Source organism: Exiguobacterium sp. s122 (assembly GCF_018618475.1).
GTDB lineage: Bacteria > Bacillota > Bacilli > Exiguobacteriales > Exiguobacteriaceae > Exiguobacterium > Exiguobacterium himgiriensis.
In genome coordinates this window covers 1,948,906-1,965,778 of record NZ_JACSMD010000001.1, presented here as the reverse complement: position 1 = coordinate 1,965,778, position 16,873 = coordinate 1,948,906, and the positions used below count along the sequence as shown (strand labels likewise).

At 51.7% G+C, this 16,873-nt stretch carries 20 protein-coding genes; 17 read left to right on the top strand and 3 right to left on the bottom strand.

Annotated elements, in window-relative coordinates; all coding sequences use genetic code 11:
• Positions 1–25 precede the first annotated feature (25 nt).
• On the top strand, positions 26–2,323 hold the full coding sequence (locus KNP92_RS10170) for a glycoside hydrolase family 65 protein (protein ID WP_214839988.1): 2,298 nt from the start codon (positions 26–28) through the stop codon (positions 2,321–2,323).
• Positions 2,324–2,469: 146 nt separating this feature from the next.
• On the top strand, positions 2,470–3,318 hold the full coding sequence (locus tag KNP92_RS10165; RefSeq protein ID WP_214839987.1) for a YitT family protein: 849 nt from the start codon (positions 2,470–2,472) through the stop codon (positions 3,316–3,318).
• A gap of 304 nt (positions 3,319–3,622) precedes the next feature.
• On the opposite strand, the gene KNP92_RS10160 is transcribed toward KNP92_RS10165, so the two are convergent.
• On the bottom strand, positions 3,623–4,435 hold the full coding sequence (locus tag KNP92_RS10160; RefSeq protein ID WP_214839986.1) for a Cof-type HAD-IIB family hydrolase: 813 nt from the start codon (positions 4,433–4,435) through the stop codon (positions 3,623–3,625).
• A gap of 163 nt (positions 4,436–4,598) precedes the next feature.
• Here KNP92_RS10160 and KNP92_RS10155 point away from each other — a divergent pair, with 163 nt between their 5' ends.
• The 11 genes from KNP92_RS10155 (at position 4,599) to KNP92_RS10105 (ending at position 11,336) form a co-directional block, all read left to right on the top strand.
• Positions 4,599–4,793, top strand: coding sequence for a DUF2929 family protein (locus KNP92_RS10155; protein WP_214839984.1), 195 nt, complete (start codon positions 4,599–4,601; stop codon positions 4,791–4,793).
• A 67-nt stretch (positions 4,794–4,860) separates the two neighbouring features.
• Positions 4,861–5,280 carry a thioredoxin family protein gene (locus KNP92_RS10150; protein ID WP_214839982.1) on the top strand — a complete coding sequence of 140 codons (420 nt, stop codon included), beginning with the start codon at positions 4,861–4,863 and terminating at the stop codon, positions 5,278–5,280.
• Positions 5,277–6,053, top strand: a complete 777-nt coding sequence (locus KNP92_RS10145) for a phosphatidylserine decarboxylase (RefSeq protein ID WP_214839980.1) — start codon at positions 5,277–5,279, stop codon at positions 6,051–6,053. The genes KNP92_RS10150 and KNP92_RS10145 overlap by 4 nt, the downstream gene beginning before the upstream one ends.
• A 129-nt stretch (positions 6,054–6,182) precedes the next feature.
• On the top strand, positions 6,183–6,809 hold the full coding sequence (locus KNP92_RS10140; protein WP_214839978.1) for a YqeG family HAD IIIA-type phosphatase: 627 nt from the start codon (positions 6,183–6,185) through the stop codon (positions 6,807–6,809).
• A 134-nt stretch (positions 6,810–6,943) separates the two neighbouring features.
• Positions 6,944–8,056, top strand: a complete 1,113-nt coding sequence (gene yqeH / locus KNP92_RS10135) for a ribosome biogenesis GTPase YqeH (RefSeq protein WP_214839976.1) — start codon at positions 6,944–6,946, stop codon at positions 8,054–8,056.
• On the top strand, positions 8,053–8,838 hold the full coding sequence (gene aroE, locus KNP92_RS10130; RefSeq protein ID WP_214839974.1) for a shikimate dehydrogenase: 786 nt from the start codon (positions 8,053–8,055) through the stop codon (positions 8,836–8,838). The genes yqeH and aroE overlap by 4 nt, the downstream gene beginning before the upstream one ends.
• Before the next feature lie 5 nt (positions 8,839–8,843).
• Positions 8,844–9,140, top strand: coding sequence for a ribosome assembly RNA-binding protein YhbY (gene yhbY, locus KNP92_RS10125; protein WP_214839972.1), 297 nt, complete (start codon positions 8,844–8,846; stop codon positions 9,138–9,140).
• Positions 9,137–9,706, top strand: a complete 570-nt coding sequence (locus tag KNP92_RS10120) for a nicotinate-nucleotide adenylyltransferase (RefSeq protein WP_214839963.1) — start codon at positions 9,137–9,139, stop codon at positions 9,704–9,706. Before yhbY ends, KNP92_RS10120 begins: the two co-directional genes overlap by 4 nt.
• Positions 9,696–10,253, top strand: coding sequence for a bis(5'-nucleosyl)-tetraphosphatase (symmetrical) YqeK (gene yqeK, locus KNP92_RS10115; protein WP_214839961.1), 558 nt, complete (start codon positions 9,696–9,698; stop codon positions 10,251–10,253). Before KNP92_RS10120 ends, yqeK begins: the two co-directional genes overlap by 11 nt.
• A 10-nt stretch (positions 10,254–10,263) precedes the next feature.
• Positions 10,264–10,611, top strand: coding sequence for a ribosome silencing factor (gene rsfS, locus KNP92_RS10110; protein ID WP_034804400.1), 348 nt, complete (start codon positions 10,264–10,266; stop codon positions 10,609–10,611).
• Positions 10,611–11,336 carry a class I SAM-dependent DNA methyltransferase gene (locus tag KNP92_RS10105; protein WP_214839959.1) on the top strand — a complete coding sequence of 242 codons (726 nt, stop codon included), beginning with the start codon at positions 10,611–10,613 and terminating at the stop codon, positions 11,334–11,336. The genes rsfS and KNP92_RS10105 overlap by 1 nt, the downstream gene beginning before the upstream one ends.
• A gap of 36 nt (positions 11,337–11,372) precedes the next feature.
• Here KNP92_RS10105 and KNP92_RS10100 read toward each other — a convergent pair whose 3' ends face one another.
• On the bottom strand, positions 11,373–11,792 hold the full coding sequence (locus KNP92_RS10100) for a VOC family protein (RefSeq protein WP_214839957.1): 420 nt from the start codon (positions 11,790–11,792) through the stop codon (positions 11,373–11,375).
• Between the two features lie 147 nt (positions 11,793–11,939).
• Between KNP92_RS10100 and KNP92_RS10095 the strand changes: the two genes are divergently transcribed.
• The 4 genes from KNP92_RS10095 (at position 11,940) to nfsA (ending at position 15,663) form a co-directional block, all read left to right on the top strand.
• Complete coding sequence (locus KNP92_RS10095) at positions 11,940–12,518, top strand: DUF2238 domain-containing protein (RefSeq protein WP_251136450.1); 579 nt, start codon at positions 11,940–11,942, stop codon at positions 12,516–12,518.
• Between the two features lie 109 nt (positions 12,519–12,627).
• Positions 12,628–14,097, top strand: a complete 1,470-nt coding sequence (locus KNP92_RS10090; protein WP_214839955.1) for a catalase — start codon at positions 12,628–12,630, stop codon at positions 14,095–14,097.
• A gap of 67 nt (positions 14,098–14,164) precedes the next feature.
• The gene (locus KNP92_RS10085) at positions 14,165–14,851 is read left to right on the top strand and encodes a hypothetical protein (protein ID WP_214839953.1); all 687 of its coding nucleotides are present in this window, start codon (positions 14,165–14,167) and stop codon (positions 14,849–14,851) included.
• A gap of 62 nt (positions 14,852–14,913) precedes the next feature.
• Entirely contained in the window at positions 14,914–15,663 is a 750-nt protein-coding gene (gene nfsA, locus KNP92_RS10080; protein WP_214839951.1) for an oxygen-insensitive NADPH nitroreductase, read from the top strand.
• Between the two features lie 26 nt (positions 15,664–15,689).
• Here nfsA and KNP92_RS10075 read toward each other — a convergent pair whose 3' ends face one another.
• Positions 15,690–16,808: a TlpA family protein disulfide reductase gene (locus KNP92_RS10075; RefSeq protein ID WP_214839944.1), complete on the bottom strand. Its 1,119-nt coding sequence runs from the start codon at positions 16,806–16,808 to the stop codon at positions 15,690–15,692.
• Positions 16,809–16,873 lie beyond the last annotated feature (65 nt).

Genomic DNA, 16,873 nt, shown 5'->3' with positions numbered 1-16,873 from the left:
TTAGAGAAAAAGGAGTGGCAGACAGATGAAACGATTGTTTGCAGTCGATGAATGGAAAGTAACCGAAGAAGGGCTTCATCCGAAAGAGAATCGTCTTGCCGAGTCAATTACTTCACTCGGGAATGGCCATATGGGCATGCGCGGAAACTTTGAAGAGGATTACTCGAACGATACACACCAAGGTTTCTATGTGGCGGGTGTCTATTATCCAGATAAGACACGCGTCGGTTGGTGGAAGAACGGGTACCCGGAATATTTCGCGAAAGTACTGAACGCGACAAACGTCGTCGGCCTTCGTGTCGTGATCAACGGGACACCGGTCGATCTGGCGAACTGGGAGGTCAAAGACTTCACGCGCGAGCTCGACATGCAACGTGGCGTGCTCACACGGACGTTTACGTTAATGAACGGCACAGAAGAGACGCAAGTTGAAGTCGTCCGTTTCTTCTCTATCGTCGACAAAGAGATTTTAGCAATCCGTTACAACGTCACGCCCGTCAATTACGAGGCGAAAGTCGAGTTCACTCCTTACTTAGACGGCGATGTCGTCAATGAAGACTCGAACTATGATGAGAAGTTTTGGTTACCGGTCGAACACGGTGTCGAAGAGCGCTTTGGCTTTGTGACGACAAAGACGAAAAAGCTCGATTGGCACGTGACGGCATCGATGATCGCGGACGTCGAAGGTGCCCGTTGTGAAGTGCTCGAAGCAACAGACCTTTTCGTCGCCAACAAGTTCACAGTGACGGCAGCAGCTGGCGAGACAGCGACGGCCTACAAGTACGTCTCGGTCGTGACGAACCGTGACTATGACATCGAAGCGTTACAGTCGACAGGGATGCAGCGCGTCGAAGCGGCGTTCGAGAAAGGCTTCGAGACGCTCCTAGCTGAGCAGACGGGCGCTTGGCTCGCACGTTGGGAAGATGCGGACGTCCGCATCGACGGCGACGCGGAAGCGCAACAAGGCATTCGTTTCAACATCTTCAATATGTATCAGACGTATACGGGTGAAGACTCGCGTCTCAATATCGGACCGAAAGGCTTCACCGGAGAGAAATATGGCGGTGCGACGTATTGGGACACGGAAGCGTACTGTCTACATTTCTACTTGGCGACAACAAAGCCAGAAGTATCGTGGAACTTGCTCAAATATCGCCACAACCAATTGCCGCAAGCGAAAGAGAACGCGGTCAAGAATGTCGGCATGGAAGGTGCCCTCTATCCGATGGTAACGATGAACGGGGAAGAGTGCCACAACGAGTGGGAAATCACGCATGAAGAGATTCATCGTAACGGTGCGATTGCACACGCCATCTTCAACTATACGAACTTCACAGGCGACAAATCGTACTTGGGACAATATGGACTGGAAGTGTTGGTCGAAATCTCGCGTTACTGGGCGAGCCGTGTCAACTTTGTCCCGCACAAAGATGTCTACATGATCCTAGGCGTTACAGGTCCGAACGAATACGATAACAACGTCAACAACAACTGGTACACGAACTTGATTGCCGCCTGGACGCTCGAATACACGCAAGAAGTGTACAACTACTTGAAAGAAGCGGAGCCGAAGCGTTTGGACGAACTCATCGCGTCGCTCGGTCTCTCGGACGAAGAGTTGGCGAAATGGACCGATATCCAGACGAAGATGTATTACCCGAAAGACGAGCTCGTGCCAGACGTGTTTATGCAGCAAGACGGGTTTATGGATAAAGAACAGATTTTGGTGAAAGACCTTGATCCGAAACACTTGCCGCTCAACCAGAACTGGTCATGGGACCGCATCCTTCGCTCGAATTTCATCAAGCAGGCGGACGTGCTTCAAGGTCTCTACACGTTCGGTGACCGTTTCACGCTCGAACAAAAGCGGGCGAACTTTGACTTCTATGAGCCGCGTACGGTTCACGAGTCGAGCTTGTCGCCTTGCGTCTACTCAATTATCGCAGCGGAAGTCGGTTACGAGGATAAGGCAGTCGAGTTGTATCAACGTTCAGCGCGTCTTGACCTCGACAACTACAATAACGACACGGAAGATGGTCTTCACATCACATCGATGGTTGGATCGTGGATGTCAATCGTTCATGGGTTCGCTGGCATGCGCGCACTCGAAAATGAGCTTACGTTCAGCCCGATGATTCCGAAAGATTGGAACGGCTACTCGTTTAACATGCTCTGGCGTGGCCATCACTTGACGATTACGTCGACACGTGACCATGTGACGATCAAACAAACGGGTGGAACGGACGTTTCCATCACGGTATATGGAAATGTGGTCAACGTTCCGGCAAATGATACAGTGACAATCGAAACTGTGAAAGCGTAATCAAACGCATCAGCACAACAAGTCGGCTTCGGTCGGCTTGTTTTTTTACATAGGGTCTCGACAGGTTGGTCCATTTTAGTGATAGGCAGGGCTAGAAATCTATGTTATCTTGATTCTTAGAAATTTCAGGGGGGAGAGACCAACACTTGACGGAAGTTGTAAAAGAACATACACGCATCGGCGTCGTCTCGATCATTGGAGGCTTGTTCGTCGCGTTATCTATGACCTTATTTTTAATTCCAGCCGGGGTCTACTCGACCGGCTTCACGGGGCTTGCCCAAATCTTTACGCAGTTATTTGCAGATACGCCGTTCGAACTAGGGGAAGGACTCTGGTTCTTCATTTTAAACGCACCGCTCCTCGTCGTCAGTTACTTTATGCTCGGACGAAACATGATGATCCATACGCTCATCAGTGTCGCCGCGGTCACGGTGTTCATCCGTGTGCTTCCGCAGTCGCCGCTCCTCTCTGAGGACCCGCTCTTGAACGCTGTTTTTGGCGGGGTACTCCTTGCAATCGGTTCGGGGATCACGATTCGCTTCGGTGCCTCGACCGGTGGGTTCGACATTGTCGCGCTCATCTTGGCGAAATTCACAAACAACTCGGTCGGAGTGTATTTGTTCCTCATGAACATGATGATTGCACTTTGGGCGGGCGCTTTGTTCGGATGGCCGACTGCGCTCTATACAATTGTCTTCTTGTATGTCACATCGAAAGTCATCGATGAAATTTATACGAACACACAACGGCAAACACTCTTCATCGTCACGAGTCATCCGGATGAAGTGACGAAAGAGTTACACCAGCACGTCTTCCGTGGCATCACGCTTATGCCCGCAATTGGCACGTACTCGAAAGTCGAGAAAGCGACGCTCATGATGGTCGCCCAGCGTCACGAAGTGCGTGAGATTACACGAATCTGTAAAGATGCGGACCCGGCCGTCTTCATCAACATGGTTCCGACTGAAGATGTCGAAGGTGCGTTCCGACGCTAATGATTCCCCCGCTGAGCGTTCAGCGGGGGTTATTGTGTAGATAGAGATCAAATTGTTACGTTGGATGATGTAAACGTTTGGCCGTCCAGACCTCAGAAAAAGACGAGAACCTGCTATTGCTTCGCTCATCCGATGGCGCCGGAGACTCCTAAGGGATCAGCGAGCAAGGGGAGACCCAGCAGCGTTAAGCGATGCGGCTCCCTGCTCGCCCCTAGGAAAGCGGAGGCGCCAGAAGGAAGCGCGCGAAACATCGTGGTAGTCAATAATCAAAACACACCGACTGAATCCAGTCGGTGTGTTTTGATTATGCTTTAATGCCGAGTTTTTCTTCGAGGTAGATGGCGATGCCGTCTTCCATATTAGACGCGGTCACTTCGTTCGCGACAGCTTTCAGTTGATTGATGGCATTTCCCATCGCGACGCCGGTGCCGACGTAGTCGAGCATCTCGAGGTCGTTCTCTTCGTCACCGAACGCGATGATCTGCTGGCGGTTGATTCCGAGATGTTTCGATACTTCACGCAGCCCGAGCGCCTTCGACGTGTTTTGGCTCATGACTTCAATCATATGCTCCGGCATGCGCCATTGACGGTTCAATACAGCCTCGGCATGCACGTTGTTCAAACGGGCACGCACATGCTCGACGTGTTCTTTCGTCGCATGAATGAGGAGCGATGTCGGTTCTTCTTGTAAGTGTTTAAGCAAATTCCCCGACGTGACGCTGAGAGCGCGCTCGGCGTAGGGGCTATAAAATTCCTGCGGATCTTTTTGGAAGTAGACGTGGTCCGTCACTTCGACGACGATGTTATGCGCTTTCGTCTCTGACACTTCCTCGATGATGTCATGTGCCGTTTTGAGGGGAATCGGTCGGTGTGTAACGGCGTAAGATGTGTCTTTCGGATGGTGGACGAGCGCACCGTTAAAGTTAATGAGCGGTGTCGTCAAACCGAGTTGTTCATAGTACATGATGGAGTGGCGATGTGGTCGCCCTGTCGCAATCATGACCTCGTGGCCGGCATCTCGCGCCGCTTGGAGCGCGCGGATGTTTCGGTCGCTAATCGTTTTGTCATCTCGTAACAACGTGCCGTCTAAATCCACTGCGATTAAATAACGTGACATAAGTCATCCTCTTTTCTACGGTGTACTGTTTCTCTGACGGTATCACATTTCTGGTTACGACGGAAAGAATATACAATCGAGGTCGCACATTTATAAGGAACAATGCTATACTAATCTCGTATGAGCAATTCATGCATCATCTGTGAGATGGAGGGGACTTTCGATGCGTTATTTAGTCACATTGTTATGGGCGATTGTGCTTTCGAACACAGCGATCTTTATCATTTCTGCTGTCGACGGCGTGACGTTCAATGCGATGCTCGCGACAGGATTTGGCGTGGTCATCACAATCTTTATCGTACTCTTGGATGTCGTAAACCAAGATATGGGGATTAGCGACGTCGCCCAAGAGAAGTAAGACGTTCACAATCAAACTGGCTCACAGTCGAGTCAGTTCTTTTTATATCATTTTAGGAGGGCTTACTATGAAAAACGATGCAAAACGCGCGAACTTCATCACGTTCGCCATTATTGCTGCCATTATCGTGATTGGCATCGGGCTATTGTTCTTTTTGAACAATGCAAATGAAGAAGAGGGCGTCAACGCCGTCAATGCCGAAGAGTTGGAGACGAAGATTTCGGAAGAAGATGAAGTGGTCGTCTATTTCTGGCAGACAGGCTGTGAGTACTGTGAGCAAGTGAAACCATACGTCGAGCCACTCGTGGAAGAGTACGATGCTGTTTCAATTAATTTAGCTGACCATAACGTCTGGACGACGTATGGCATCAACGGTACGCCGACGGTCATCCGATTTGAAGACGGCCAAGAGACGGGCCGAATCGAAGGGGCCGTCTCTGAGCAACAATATGAGACATTCTTCAAGAACGAGGAGGGTGAACAGTGATTAAAAGCCGTTTCTACCAGACGTTGTTTGAATTGAACGCTTCCCCGTTCATCGCCAAACGGCTCCGGTGGTTCGCTGAATCGAACTATAGCCGTTCACTCATCGCCTCGTTCGCGAAAACGTATAAGATTGACATTGATGAAGCAAGAGACCCGATCGAATCGTATCCGAGTCTGCATGCGTTCTTCACGCGACATTTAAAAGAGGGGGCTCGATTGATTGACGCAGATACACAATCAATCGTCTCTCCGTGTGACGGGAAGCTGTCCATCGTCACCGATATCACAGACGATAGCCGCTTTGAAGTGAAGGGTCAGTCCTATACGCTCGCCGAGATGCTCGGTTCACAACAAGAGGCGCGCCGCTATGCGGGCGGTACGGTCTGTGTGCTTTATTTGAGCCCACGGGATTATCACCGCGTCCACGCCCCGCTCGCTGGGCGTGTCCTCAGTCACTATGAGCTTGGAGATCGTTCGGCACCCGTCAATGAAATCGGATTGACGGAAACCGTTCGACCGCTCTCCCGCAACTATCGCCGCATCACGCGGTTCGATAGCCCTGCCGGTGTCTATGAACATGTCATGGTCGGCGCGTTGAACGTCAACACAATCGAGTGGACGCATGACGGGTCACACGTGGACAAAGGAGACGAAGTCGGCTACTTCTCGTTCGGTTCGACGGTCGTCCTGTGCTTCGAAAAAGGACGGGTCCACATTGATTCATCAAAAATCGGTCCGGTCCGTCTCGGTGAAGCCATCGGCTCGATTCTATGAAAATCACAAACTTTTTCATTCCGACCAAACGATACACTAGTCGTTTGGTCGGTTTTCGTTTACCATAGAAGGGATATCAATACTTGTATGAGTAGTTGAATCGCTTTAGATAATTGGAGGAATTCAAACGTGTTTAATCGACTTTATCCGAAACAGTTCGTCGCGTCTGTCTTTGACATCGACCTTGAAGAATTGAAAGACCGTGGTGTCCGTGTCATTTTGACGGACCTTGATAATACACTCGTGGCTTGGGACGTCCCGCACGCACCAGAGCTTCTTTTGCTATGGCTCGAACAAGTAAAATCACATGGACTTGACGTAATCGTCGTGTCGAACAACAACGAAAACCGCGTCCGGACGTTTACGGAACCACTCGGCCTTCATTACGTGTCGCGTGCGAGAAAGCCGTTACCATCTGGTTTCAAGCGTGCACTCGCAAAATATGGCTATTCGACGAAAGAAGCGATTTTCTTAGGAGACCAGTTGTTTACGGATGTGCTCGGCGCCAATATGGCCGGAATTCATGTCATTCATGTTGAACCTGTCGTCAAGACAGACGGTTTCGTTACGAAGTTCAATCGTCTTCTTGAGAAAGTTGTGTTCGCTCACATGAAGCGTCGTGGAAAGTACGTTTTAATCACGAAAAAAGTCGAGGAGCTCGCGGTCGATGCGAAACGTGCTAAAATAGCCGTCGCCGAAAAAATCGGAGAAGCGATGCACCCGAATTCCGAAGATTCACATAAAAAAGATGAATAAGGACCTCGAACGCACAGGAAGAAGGAGGCTGTCCTTGTACGGCGCGTAAGGCGTCGGAATTAACGCTTCAGGAGTAGCGGCGAGGCGCTACGGTGAATGAAGAAGGGGAAACTCAAATGACAGCAAATCATGCTATGGAAGAAACAAAACGTTTTTGCGCCGGTTGCGGCGTTCTCATTCAAACAGAAGACCCTTCTGGTGTCGGATACGCACCAAAGTCGGCGCTCGATCGCGAGATCGTCATTTGCCAACGTTGCTTCAAATTGAAGCACTACAATCAAATTCAAGACGTCGAATTGACAGATGACGACTTCTTGCGCATCTTGAACGGGATTAGCGCGAAAGAAGCGCTCGTCATTAAAATCGTCGACATCTTCGACTTTAACGGGAGCTGGCTCCCAGGACTTCAGCGCTCGGTCGGATCGAATCCCGTGCTTCTCGTCGGAAACAAGGTCGACTTGTTACCGAAATCGGTCAACCCGAACCGGATGGCGAACTGGATGAAGGCCGAAGCGAAAGAGCTCGGATTGAACCCGATCGATGTCCATTTGATTAGTGCGAAAAAAGGCCACGGTATCGACGAGCTCGCTGAAAAAATCGAGTACTATCGGAAAGGGAAAGACGTCTATATCGTCGGTTGTACGAATGTCGGGAAGTCGACGCTCATCAACCAAGTCATCAAGCGTTTCGGCGCAGAAGACGAGGCGATTATCACGGTCAGCCATTTCCCGGGAACGACGCTCGACTTGATTGACGTCCCGCTCGATGACGATGCGAACCTTTACGATACACCAGGGATCATCAACCGCCATCAGATGGCGCATTACGTCGATGCGAAAGACTTGAAGACAATCACGCCGAAAAAAGAGATTAAGCCACACGTGTTCCAATTGAACCCGCAACAGACGCTCTTCTTTGGCGGTCTCGCTCGTCTCGATTATATGGAAGGTAACAAGCGTTCATTCGTCGTCTACATGTCGAACGAGTTGAAGACGCATCGTACGAAACTCGATAAAGCAGACGAGTTGTACGAGAACCACATCGGTCAAATGCTCAACCCACCGAACGAGAAGACACTCGAGAAGTTACCGCCGCTCGTCCGTCACGAGTTCAGTCTCCGTGACGGTGTGAAGACGGATATCGTCTTCAGTGGTCTCGGTTGGGTTGCGATTCACGGCAAAGGTGGCCGCATCGCTGCCTGGGCACCAAAAGGAGTCGCCGTCACGTTGCGTGAGGCACTCGTATGAGACTGGCCGTCATCGGTCACCCGATTGCTCATTCGCTCTCTCCCGTCCTGCACGAGCAGTGGCTGAGAGCGTCTGGGCTTTTCGGGCGTTATGAGGCGCTCGACGTCGCCGAAGAAGATTTGAGCGAATTGTTTCAGTCGATGCGCGACGGCGAATGGGACGGCTTCAACGTCACGATTCCGTATAAAGAAACCGTCATCCGATACCTAGATGAACTCGATTTAGCGGCTACGGAAGCTGGCGCGGTCAATACGGTATATAAACGGGACGGCAAGTTGATTGGAACGAATACAGACGGTGCCGGTCTAATCGTCGCCCTGTCTCCGATGACAGACTGGTCAGGTCGCGTGCTCGTCATCGGGGCAGGCGGTGCGGCGCGCGGTATTATCAGTGCGTTACCGACACGAGATATCACGGTCACGAACCGGACGATGGAACGAGCCACGCGTCTCGCAGAACGTTTCGGTATCGAAGCAGAAGCCCTTCCTGACGTCGACATCGCACGGTATGACGTTATTATCCAGACGACTTCGGTCGGGATGGACGGCGTCCATTCGCCGCATTCATTAAATGGGTTACGACAAAACACGGTCGTTTGTGATATCATATATCGTCCACTCGTCACACCGTTTTTAAAAGAAGCCGCTAAAAAAGGGGCGATCATCGTCAACGGAACAGCCATGTTCGTCGGACAAGGTGCTTTGGCGTTTGAGTATTGGACAGGTGTGAAACCGGATCAATTTGTTGGAATGAAGTTAATTGAGAGCTTATTGGAGGAATAGAAATAATGTTATCAGGTAAACAAAAACGATATTTACGTGCAGAGGCACACCACCTCTCACCGATTTATCAAGTCGGAAAAAATGGTGTCAGTGAAGCGATGTGTAAAGATATTAGTGACGCGCTCGAGAAGCGTGAGTTGTTGAAGGTTCAAGTGCTTCAAAACTGTGCCGACACGCCGAAAGACGTGGCAGGAGAGCTTGCGGAAGGGACGAAGGCAGAAGTCGTTCAAGTCATCGGCAAAGTCATCGTCTTGTACAAACAGGCGACAGAGAAAGAAAACCGCCAAATCAAACTCCCATGAGCCGCATCGGACTGATGGGAGGAACGTTCGACCCGCCGCACCTCGGTCATTTGTTGATTGCCGAGCAGGCGCGTGAACAGCTTGAACTCGACGAAGTCTGGTTTTTGCCGGCGGCGATTCCGCCCCATAAGTCCGGGTTCAGCCAAGCAGAGGACCGGATCGAGATGACCCGGCGCGCGATCGCATCAAACGCGGCGTTTAAACTCAATTTGATTGAGTTCGAACGGACCGAGCCGTCTTACACGGTCGAGACGATGCGCCGACTGCGCGACCGCTTTCCGGAGGATACGTTCTATTTCTTAATTGGGGCGGACTCGCTCGATGCGCTCGAGAAGTGGTACGACTACGAGACGCTCATTACGCTCGTCACGTTCGGTGCCGTCGCTCGTCCCGAGAGTCGTTATCGCATTCCGAAACGGGCCGATGTCCGGACGATCGATATGCCACAACTCGAAATCTCATCGACGGATATTCGCGAGCGGGCAAAACGCAATCGTTCGATTGCGTATCTCGTGCCATCAGAAGTGGAAACTTATATCAAGGAGCATGGATTGTATGACGTATGAACAAGCGAGAACGTTGATTGAACAGACGTTGCCAGAGAAACGATTCATCCATACGCTCGGTGTCGTCGAGACGGCGGAACACTTGGCGAAAATTTATGGCGTGAACGTCGAACAGGCCCGTCTGGCCGCAATGTTGCACGATTATGCGAAATATATGGACCGTGACGAGATGCGTCAAGTCGTCCTCGACGAACAGCTTGACCTCGCCTTACTCGAATTTGATGACGAACTCTTGCATGCGCCGGTCGGGGCAGTTTTGTTAGACCGTTCCTATGACCTCGATGCATCCGTCGTCTCCGCCATTAAGAACCATACGACCGGTTCCCCGGGTATGTCGCGCCTCGACCAAGTCATCTTTGTGGCCGATGCGATTGAACCGAACCGGCGTTACCCTGGTGTTGAAGCATTGCGGGACGTCGCCGAGCAGTCACTCGAGTTGGCTGTCGTCGCGACGTTACGTCAGTCGATTCAACACTTATTGAACAAGTCGGTACGGATTTTCCCACTGACGATTGCGACATATAACGATTTTGTGAAAACACCTTAGGAGGGTCAATATGACTGTAAAAGAACAACTTGAATTGATTGTAAAGGCTGCGGATGATAAGCGCGCCGAAGAAATCGTCGTCCTCGACATGGAAGGCATCTCGCCGATTGCAGATTACTTCGTGATTTGCCACGGAAACTCAGAGAAGCAAGTCGAAGCGATTGCACGTGAAATTAAAGATGTTGCGGGCGAGAACGATCTTCCGCTCCACAAGTTCGAGGGAATGGACACGGCACGTTGGGTGCTCGCTGACCTCGAGAACGTCGTCGTCCACATCTTCCATCGTGACGACCGTGATTACTATAACCTCGAAAAACTTTGGGCTGACGCGCCGCACGTCGAAGTGGAAGTCGGTTAATGGCGTACGAAGGGTTCGCCTACGTATACGATGAGTTGATGAAAGATGCGCCTTACGGAGAGTGGGTCGCGTTTGTGCGACGTCATGTGCCGGACGGGGCATCGCTCGCCGACGTCGGATGCGGGACGGGTTCTGCGACGATTCAACTTGCCGCACACTACGATACGATCGGGCTCGACTTGTCGGAGTCGATGCTTGAAGTCGCGCAAGAAAAAGCGCTCGAGGCAGGTGTCAACTTGCCGCTATGGCAACAGGACATGCGGGAATTCGAGTTGCCGCAACCGGTCGATGCCGTGACGATTCTGTGTGACTCGCTCTGCTATTTAGCGGATGAGGCCGACGTCATCGATACGTTCGAAGCCGTCTATGAGCAACTTAAACCGGGCGGCACGTTCATCTTCGACGTACACTCGCCGAACAAGATGCAGACGCTCTTCAACCAGAAGACGTATGCATCGAACGGTGAGGACTGTTCGTACATCTGGTTCGCCGACCCGGGCGAAGCCCCGCTCTCGGTCGTCCACGACTTGACGTTTTTCGTCGCGCTCGAGGATGGGACGTATGAGCGGGTCGAAGAGACGCACGAGCAGCGGACGTATGAGCCGGGGCAATACATGCAATGGCTCATCGGTGCGGGCTTTCATGTGAAGTCGGTCACGGCCGACTTCACGGACAAGGCGCCAGGAGCTGATGCTGAACGAATCTTTTTCGTGGCCAAGAAATAAATACAGCCCCATCGCGAATGCGATGGGACTTTTTTTTTATGCTTCGGGTTCATAACTGAACTGCCACTGGACGCCGAATCGGTCTTCGACGGTGCCGTACGCCTTGCTCCAAAACGTCTCTTGGAGCGGCATCAACACGCGTCCGCCGACTGCGAGTGCGTCGAACTCGCGACGAATAGCCTCGAGATCACGAGTCAAGACGGCAAGCGTGATGTTCTGGCCAAACGTGACAGGACCGTCCGGCATCGAATCAGAGAACATGAGCGACGTCCCGTGCACGACGAGGCGAGCATGAAGGACGAGCTCGGCCAGCTCAGGTGGCACCGGGTTCCCGTCTGGACCGGGCTGGGCACCGAACGGCATGATCTCGGGATTCGGATAGTCGAATACATCGGCGTAAAACAAGACGGCTTCTCGACAGTTTCCGTTGAAGTTTAAATATGGATTGATGGGCATATTCGTCACACTCCTTTTTCTTTAGTATGGCGTCCGTTTTAAAATGCGCAATCCGACAAAAGCGTGAATTTCGAATCAAATTTGTTCTGGCTATGTAAAAAACGGGAAACAGAAACTGAGACTTCGAATAGAAAGAAGGCGTTTCGTATGCAATGGGCACGTGGACGGATGTTGGAGTTCGGATTTGTATTGTTCATGGGGATTATTCTTGTCGCGTCGGTCATTGAAGAAGCGTGGTTCGATGCGAGTGTCGCTGCTGCAGGGATTGTGTCCGGGCTAATTCCATTTATCCTCGAGAAAACGTTCAAGATCACGTTCGATGCCAAGTTGAAAGTCGCCTATATCTTGTTCCTGTTCGCCTCGCAGTATTTAGGTTCCATTGTCGGCCTATACGCGAACGGGTGGTGGGACACATTCCTGCACGTATTGAGCGGCATATTCATCGCGTTTCTCGGGTATGACTTCTTTAGCCGACTCGATGACGACATCCGGTTAGAGATGCCGAAACGATTTCTCTTCGTCTATATCGTCGTCTTTGCGATGGCAGGGGCGGCGCTTTGGGAGATGTACGAATTCACGTCCGATCTCGTCTTGAACACGACGATGCAAGGGAACGGCAACGACGATACGATGATCGATATCATCGCTGGCTCGTTCGGTGGGATGTTAGCGGCCTTTTTCGTGACCGAACTGCATCGAAAAGATCAGTCGAAAACGAATTCTTGATAACGCTTTCAAAACAGTTCGATTAGAATCGAGCTGTTTTATTTGTAATAATTATTATCTTTTTATATTATTGATTTTGTAAGAATGATTATAAAGAGGAGGCAATAATATGGATCAACATCGCCGTTTAACTACTAACCAAGGCGTCCCAATCGGGGATAACGCCAATTCCATCACTGCGGGTCGTCGTGGCCCGACGCTTCTCGAAGACTATCAACTTATCGAAAAACTCGCCCACTTTGACCGTGAGCGCGTGCCAGAGCGTGTCGTTCACGCCCGTGGAGCTGGAGCTCATGGTGTCTTCAAAGTTAAAAATAGCATGAAACGTTATACAAAAGCCAAATTCTTGCAAGAAGAAGGACAAGAGACGCCAGTGTTCGCTCGTTTCTCAACCGTTATCCACGGACTCGGATCGCCTGAGACGCTCCGTGACCCACGTGGGTTTTCCGTCAAGTTCTACACGGAAGAAGGAAACTACGACTTCGTCGGAAACAACTTGCCGGTCTTCTTCATTCGTGACGCCATCAAATTCCCGGACGTGATTCACTCACTCAAGCCGGACCCACGGACAAACCTTCAAGACCCGGACCGTTTCTTCGACTTCATGTCGCTCACACCGGAGTCGACGAGCATGCTCATACATTTGTTCAGTGATGAGGGAATCCCGGCGTCTTATCGCCATATGCGCGGTTCGTCTGTCCACTCGTTCAAATGGGTCAATGAATTTGGGAACACGGTGTACATAAAACTCCGTTGGGTCCCGAAACAAGGGATTAAAAACTTGTCGATGGAAGAAGCGGCGAAAGTGCAAGCGGAAGACTTCAACCATGCGACACGTGACTTGTTCAACGCCATCGAAGAAGGTGACTTCCCTGAATGGGACCTCTACGTTCAAATTCTCGATCCGGCCGATATGGACAACTTCGACTTCGATCCGCTCGATGCGACAAAAGACTGGTTCGAAGACGTCATCCCGTATCAACTCGTCGGAACGATGACATTGAACAAAAACGTCGACAACTACTTTGCTGAGACGGAATCGGTCGGATTCAACCCAGGCGTCCTCGTCCCAGGGATTCAACCGTCTGAAGATAAGATGCTTCAAGGGCGTCTCTTCTCGTATTCAGATACACAACGTTACCGCATTGGTGCGAACTATCTTCAACTCCCAATCAACTGCCCGTTCGCCCAAGTGTCGAACAACCAGCGTGATGGGGCGATGCCGTTCAAGCAACAGACGAGCACCGTAAACTACGAACCGAACCGTTATGAAGACACACCGAGACCGGATGCTGCTTATATTGAACAAGAGCAACCGCTCAATGGCGTAGCCGGTCGTCAAAAGATCGAGAAGACGAACGACTTCGGACAAGCAGGCGAAGTGTACCGTCGTTACTCGCAAGAAGAGAAAGATGGCCTCGTCCGTAACCTCGTCGCCCACATCAAAGAAGTTCGTCACGAGAAGACGGTTCTTCTCTTGATTTGTAACTTCTATCGGGCCGACCGTGACCTCGGCGAGCGTCTCTCGAAAGAGTTGAACGTCGACATCACACCGTTCTTGAGCCAAGTGACAGAATAAGTAGGAGGAGCAGGGCGCGTTTGCGCTCTGCTTTTTTTTGCGTATATTAAATAGTGGAGGTGAAGAGATGAAGATGAGGAGTGGAGGATACTTGCTGATCGAACGGACCAAACGAGCGGACTTCATGGACGAGCAACGGATTCCGGAGTTCGTGCAGTCGGCGAGCGCATGTATTTGTGAGCAACACCCTACGCTTGATGTGCTTTGGGGGACGTCGAAACGTAGGAAGGAGGCGTATCGAGAACGATTGCGACTCAGCGAGGAAGACTTCCTCCTGCTCATGGAATGGGTGGAGGTGTTTCACGAGAGGGGAGAACTCGGATATCCTCAAACGTTTCAGACGATTGAACTCGCCAAGATGTTTCGGGATCGCTTCTTCGCCCACATCGAACTCGACATTATCGAGCTGAAACTACCTGAACCTTATGTCGCTAACTTTTTAGCGGAAGGACAAGTTGGGGACCATCCCGAGCAGTACGGCGTCGAGCGGTTCATTTTGCAACGTGAACACGACGAGCCGCTTGGACGATCTCTCGGTTATGAAGTGCTCGGATATGAGGACGGTACGTTTCATTCGTATTTATGCAATGGGCTAGAGCGTGACTTCGCCGAACGGTTCTCGTTCCAATTGAATGAGCACGGCTTCATTCCAACGCTTAAAGAGGCGGAACGCTATTGTGCATATAGTAATCAAGAAGAGGTGGGGACGGAGCCCGTTTTATGGTTACCGTGGATCATCTCGAAAATAGAATGAAGTCTCTAAAATTGTCGGAAGCCTTTCCTCTATGCCAAGATAAGACAAAAGGGGGAATCTTCATGAACCAAATCATCGAAACGTTATTGAACCACCGTTCTGTCCGCTCCTTCACGGACGAGCGTTTGACCGACGAACAAATTCGACTCATTGTCGAGAGTGCTCAACGTGCCTCGACGTCGAGCTTCATCCAGGCCTATTCCATCATTGGTGTGACCGATTCGGAAAAGAAGGCACGGCTTGCCGAGATTGCGGGTAACCAAAACTATGTGATGAACAACGGGCACTTCTTCGTCTTTTGTGCCGACTTGTATCGCCATGAGGTGATTGGAGACATGCGTGATGCTGAAGTGGCCGGGACGCTCGAGACAGATGAGAAGCTTCTCGTCGCCGTCATCGATGCGGCGCTCGCCTCACAGAATGCGGTTGTCGCCGCGGAATCAATGGGGCTCGGCATCTGTTACATCGGCGGGATTCGGAACGATATGTTCGCTGTGAAAGAGTTGCTCGGCCTACCGGAGCGAGTGCTGCCACTGTTCGGGCTCGCGGTCGGTGTCCCCGCCCACGTCGAGGACCAGAAGCCGCGCTTGCCATTTGAACACGTCTACCACGAGAATACATATGAACTTGACCCGGCCGAACTGAAACGGCAACTGTCACATTATGACGAGACGATTCACGGTTACTATGCGGCGCGCGGGTCGAATCGCCGGGACGACACATGGACTGCTCAGATGGGACGGATGCTGTCGAAGCCAACGCGACTTGACGTCAAGGATTTCTTAAAAGCACAAGGCTATTTGAAGCACTGAAAATACCGCCAATTTTTTGGCGGTATTTATTTTGTCCGAGCATCGAGCCACGCTCTGTCGATGGCACCGAACTGTTTTGCGGTGATGACACCGGACTCATCGAGCACGTACGTCGTCGGCATCGCTTGAATGCGGTAGCCGTTCGAAACGGCACCGTCTTGATCATAGACGACTTCGAACGCTTCTTCATACGGGGCGACGAACGATGTGGCGTCTTCGACATCTCGTTCACTCGTCGTCGTATTCACAGCGACGATCGTCACCTCATCGTTCGAGCGGGCGAATCCGGCCATGTCGGGCATCTCAGCGCGACATGGAGGACACCACGACGCCCAAAAGTTGAGGACGACGCGTTGTCCGCGCAAGTCTTCCAATCGGAACGTACTGCCGTCTGTTCGTTTCAATTCGAAGTCCGGGGGCACTTGACCGATGTTCAATCCGATCGTCTCGGTCGCCTCGAGCGTCGGTGTCTGGTCGGGCAGACTCGCATTGATGATGGCGAGCGCGACGACGATGCCGAGTGTGAGTTGGACGGCTTTTCGCGTGGGGCGGGCAAGGGTCGTCGCAAGCACGACTAGACCGATGAACAATCCGAGCGCCCCCATATGCCACGTCCCGGTCGCGCCCTCACGCAACACCCAGATGAGCATCGCGCCGGCGAACGTCCAGATGAGCGAACCGCGCGACGGCGTCCGCATCCAACGCCACGTCAACAGCATCAACACGACGATGAGCCCGGCCGTGTATAGATGGAGCGGTTGGAGTGAAGCAAAAAGGGGGAGCGCGGCGTAACGCGGAACGGCGAGCGTCATTCCGAACCATAAGACAAGACCGGACAACGTCCAATAGCCGTAAAGCTGCTTGTCGAGCCGAAAGACGAACAGTCCGGTGACGAGTGCGGCGATGGCGATTGACCAGTTCCCGCCAGTGGCGTATAAGGCGAGTGTCGGGCTACCGGTCGAGACGAGGCCGATCAAGACGGCGCTGCCTTTCCAAGCGAGGAAGCCGGCGAACCACGTGCCGAGGACGGCGTCACGTTCTTTTTCCGACAATCCGATTTTTCTGAAGCCGATGTATAACAAGAGTAGGCTGGCCATGAAGACGAGCAGGTCGAGCCGGATATTTAATGGACCGATGGCAAACACATCATCCCTCCTAGTGAAAAAGCGCCCAGACGAATGGGCGCTTTCTTTGTTTGTTTGTAGTATAG

Excerpts from the sequence above, each read along its gene's own strand:
- KNP92_RS10170 (WP_214839988.1), top strand. The coding sequence starts at position 26 with ATGAAACGATTGTTTGCAGTCGATGAATGGAAAGTAACCGAAGAAGGG.
- KNP92_RS10160 (WP_214839986.1), bottom strand. The coding sequence starts at position 4,435 with ATGTCACGTTATTTAATCGCAGTGGATTTAGACGGCACGTTGTTACGA.
- KNP92_RS10155 (WP_214839984.1), top strand. The coding sequence starts at position 4,599 with ATGCGTTATTTAGTCACATTGTTATGGGCGATTGTGCTTTCGAACACA.
- KNP92_RS10150 (WP_214839982.1), top strand. The coding sequence starts at position 4,861 with ATGAAAAACGATGCAAAACGCGCGAACTTCATCACGTTCGCCATTATT.
- yqeH (WP_214839976.1), top strand. The coding sequence starts at position 6,944 with ATGGAAGAAACAAAACGTTTTTGCGCCGGTTGCGGCGTTCTCATTCAA.
- aroE (WP_214839974.1), top strand. The coding sequence starts at position 8,053 with ATGAGACTGGCCGTCATCGGTCACCCGATTGCTCATTCGCTCTCTCCC.
- yhbY (WP_214839972.1), top strand. The coding sequence starts at position 8,844 with ATGTTATCAGGTAAACAAAAACGATATTTACGTGCAGAGGCACACCAC.
- KNP92_RS10120 (WP_214839963.1), top strand. The coding sequence starts at position 9,137 with ATGAGCCGCATCGGACTGATGGGAGGAACGTTCGACCCGCCGCACCTC.
- yqeK (WP_214839961.1), top strand. The coding sequence starts at position 9,696 with ATGACGTATGAACAAGCGAGAACGTTGATTGAACAGACGTTGCCAGAG.
- rsfS (WP_034804400.1), top strand. The coding sequence starts at position 10,264 with ATGACTGTAAAAGAACAACTTGAATTGATTGTAAAGGCTGCGGATGAT.
- KNP92_RS10105 (WP_214839959.1), top strand. The coding sequence starts at position 10,611 with ATGGCGTACGAAGGGTTCGCCTACGTATACGATGAGTTGATGAAAGAT.
- KNP92_RS10100 (WP_214839957.1), bottom strand. The coding sequence starts at position 11,792 with ATGCCCATCAATCCATATTTAAACTTCAACGGAAACTGTCGAGAAGCC.
- KNP92_RS10095 (WP_251136450.1), top strand. The coding sequence starts at position 11,940 with ATGCAATGGGCACGTGGACGGATGTTGGAGTTCGGATTTGTATTGTTC.
- KNP92_RS10090 (WP_214839955.1), top strand. The coding sequence starts at position 12,628 with ATGGATCAACATCGCCGTTTAACTACTAACCAAGGCGTCCCAATCGGG.
- KNP92_RS10085 (WP_214839953.1), top strand. The coding sequence starts at position 14,165 with ATGAAGATGAGGAGTGGAGGATACTTGCTGATCGAACGGACCAAACGA.
- nfsA (WP_214839951.1), top strand. The coding sequence starts at position 14,914 with ATGAACCAAATCATCGAAACGTTATTGAACCACCGTTCTGTCCGCTCC.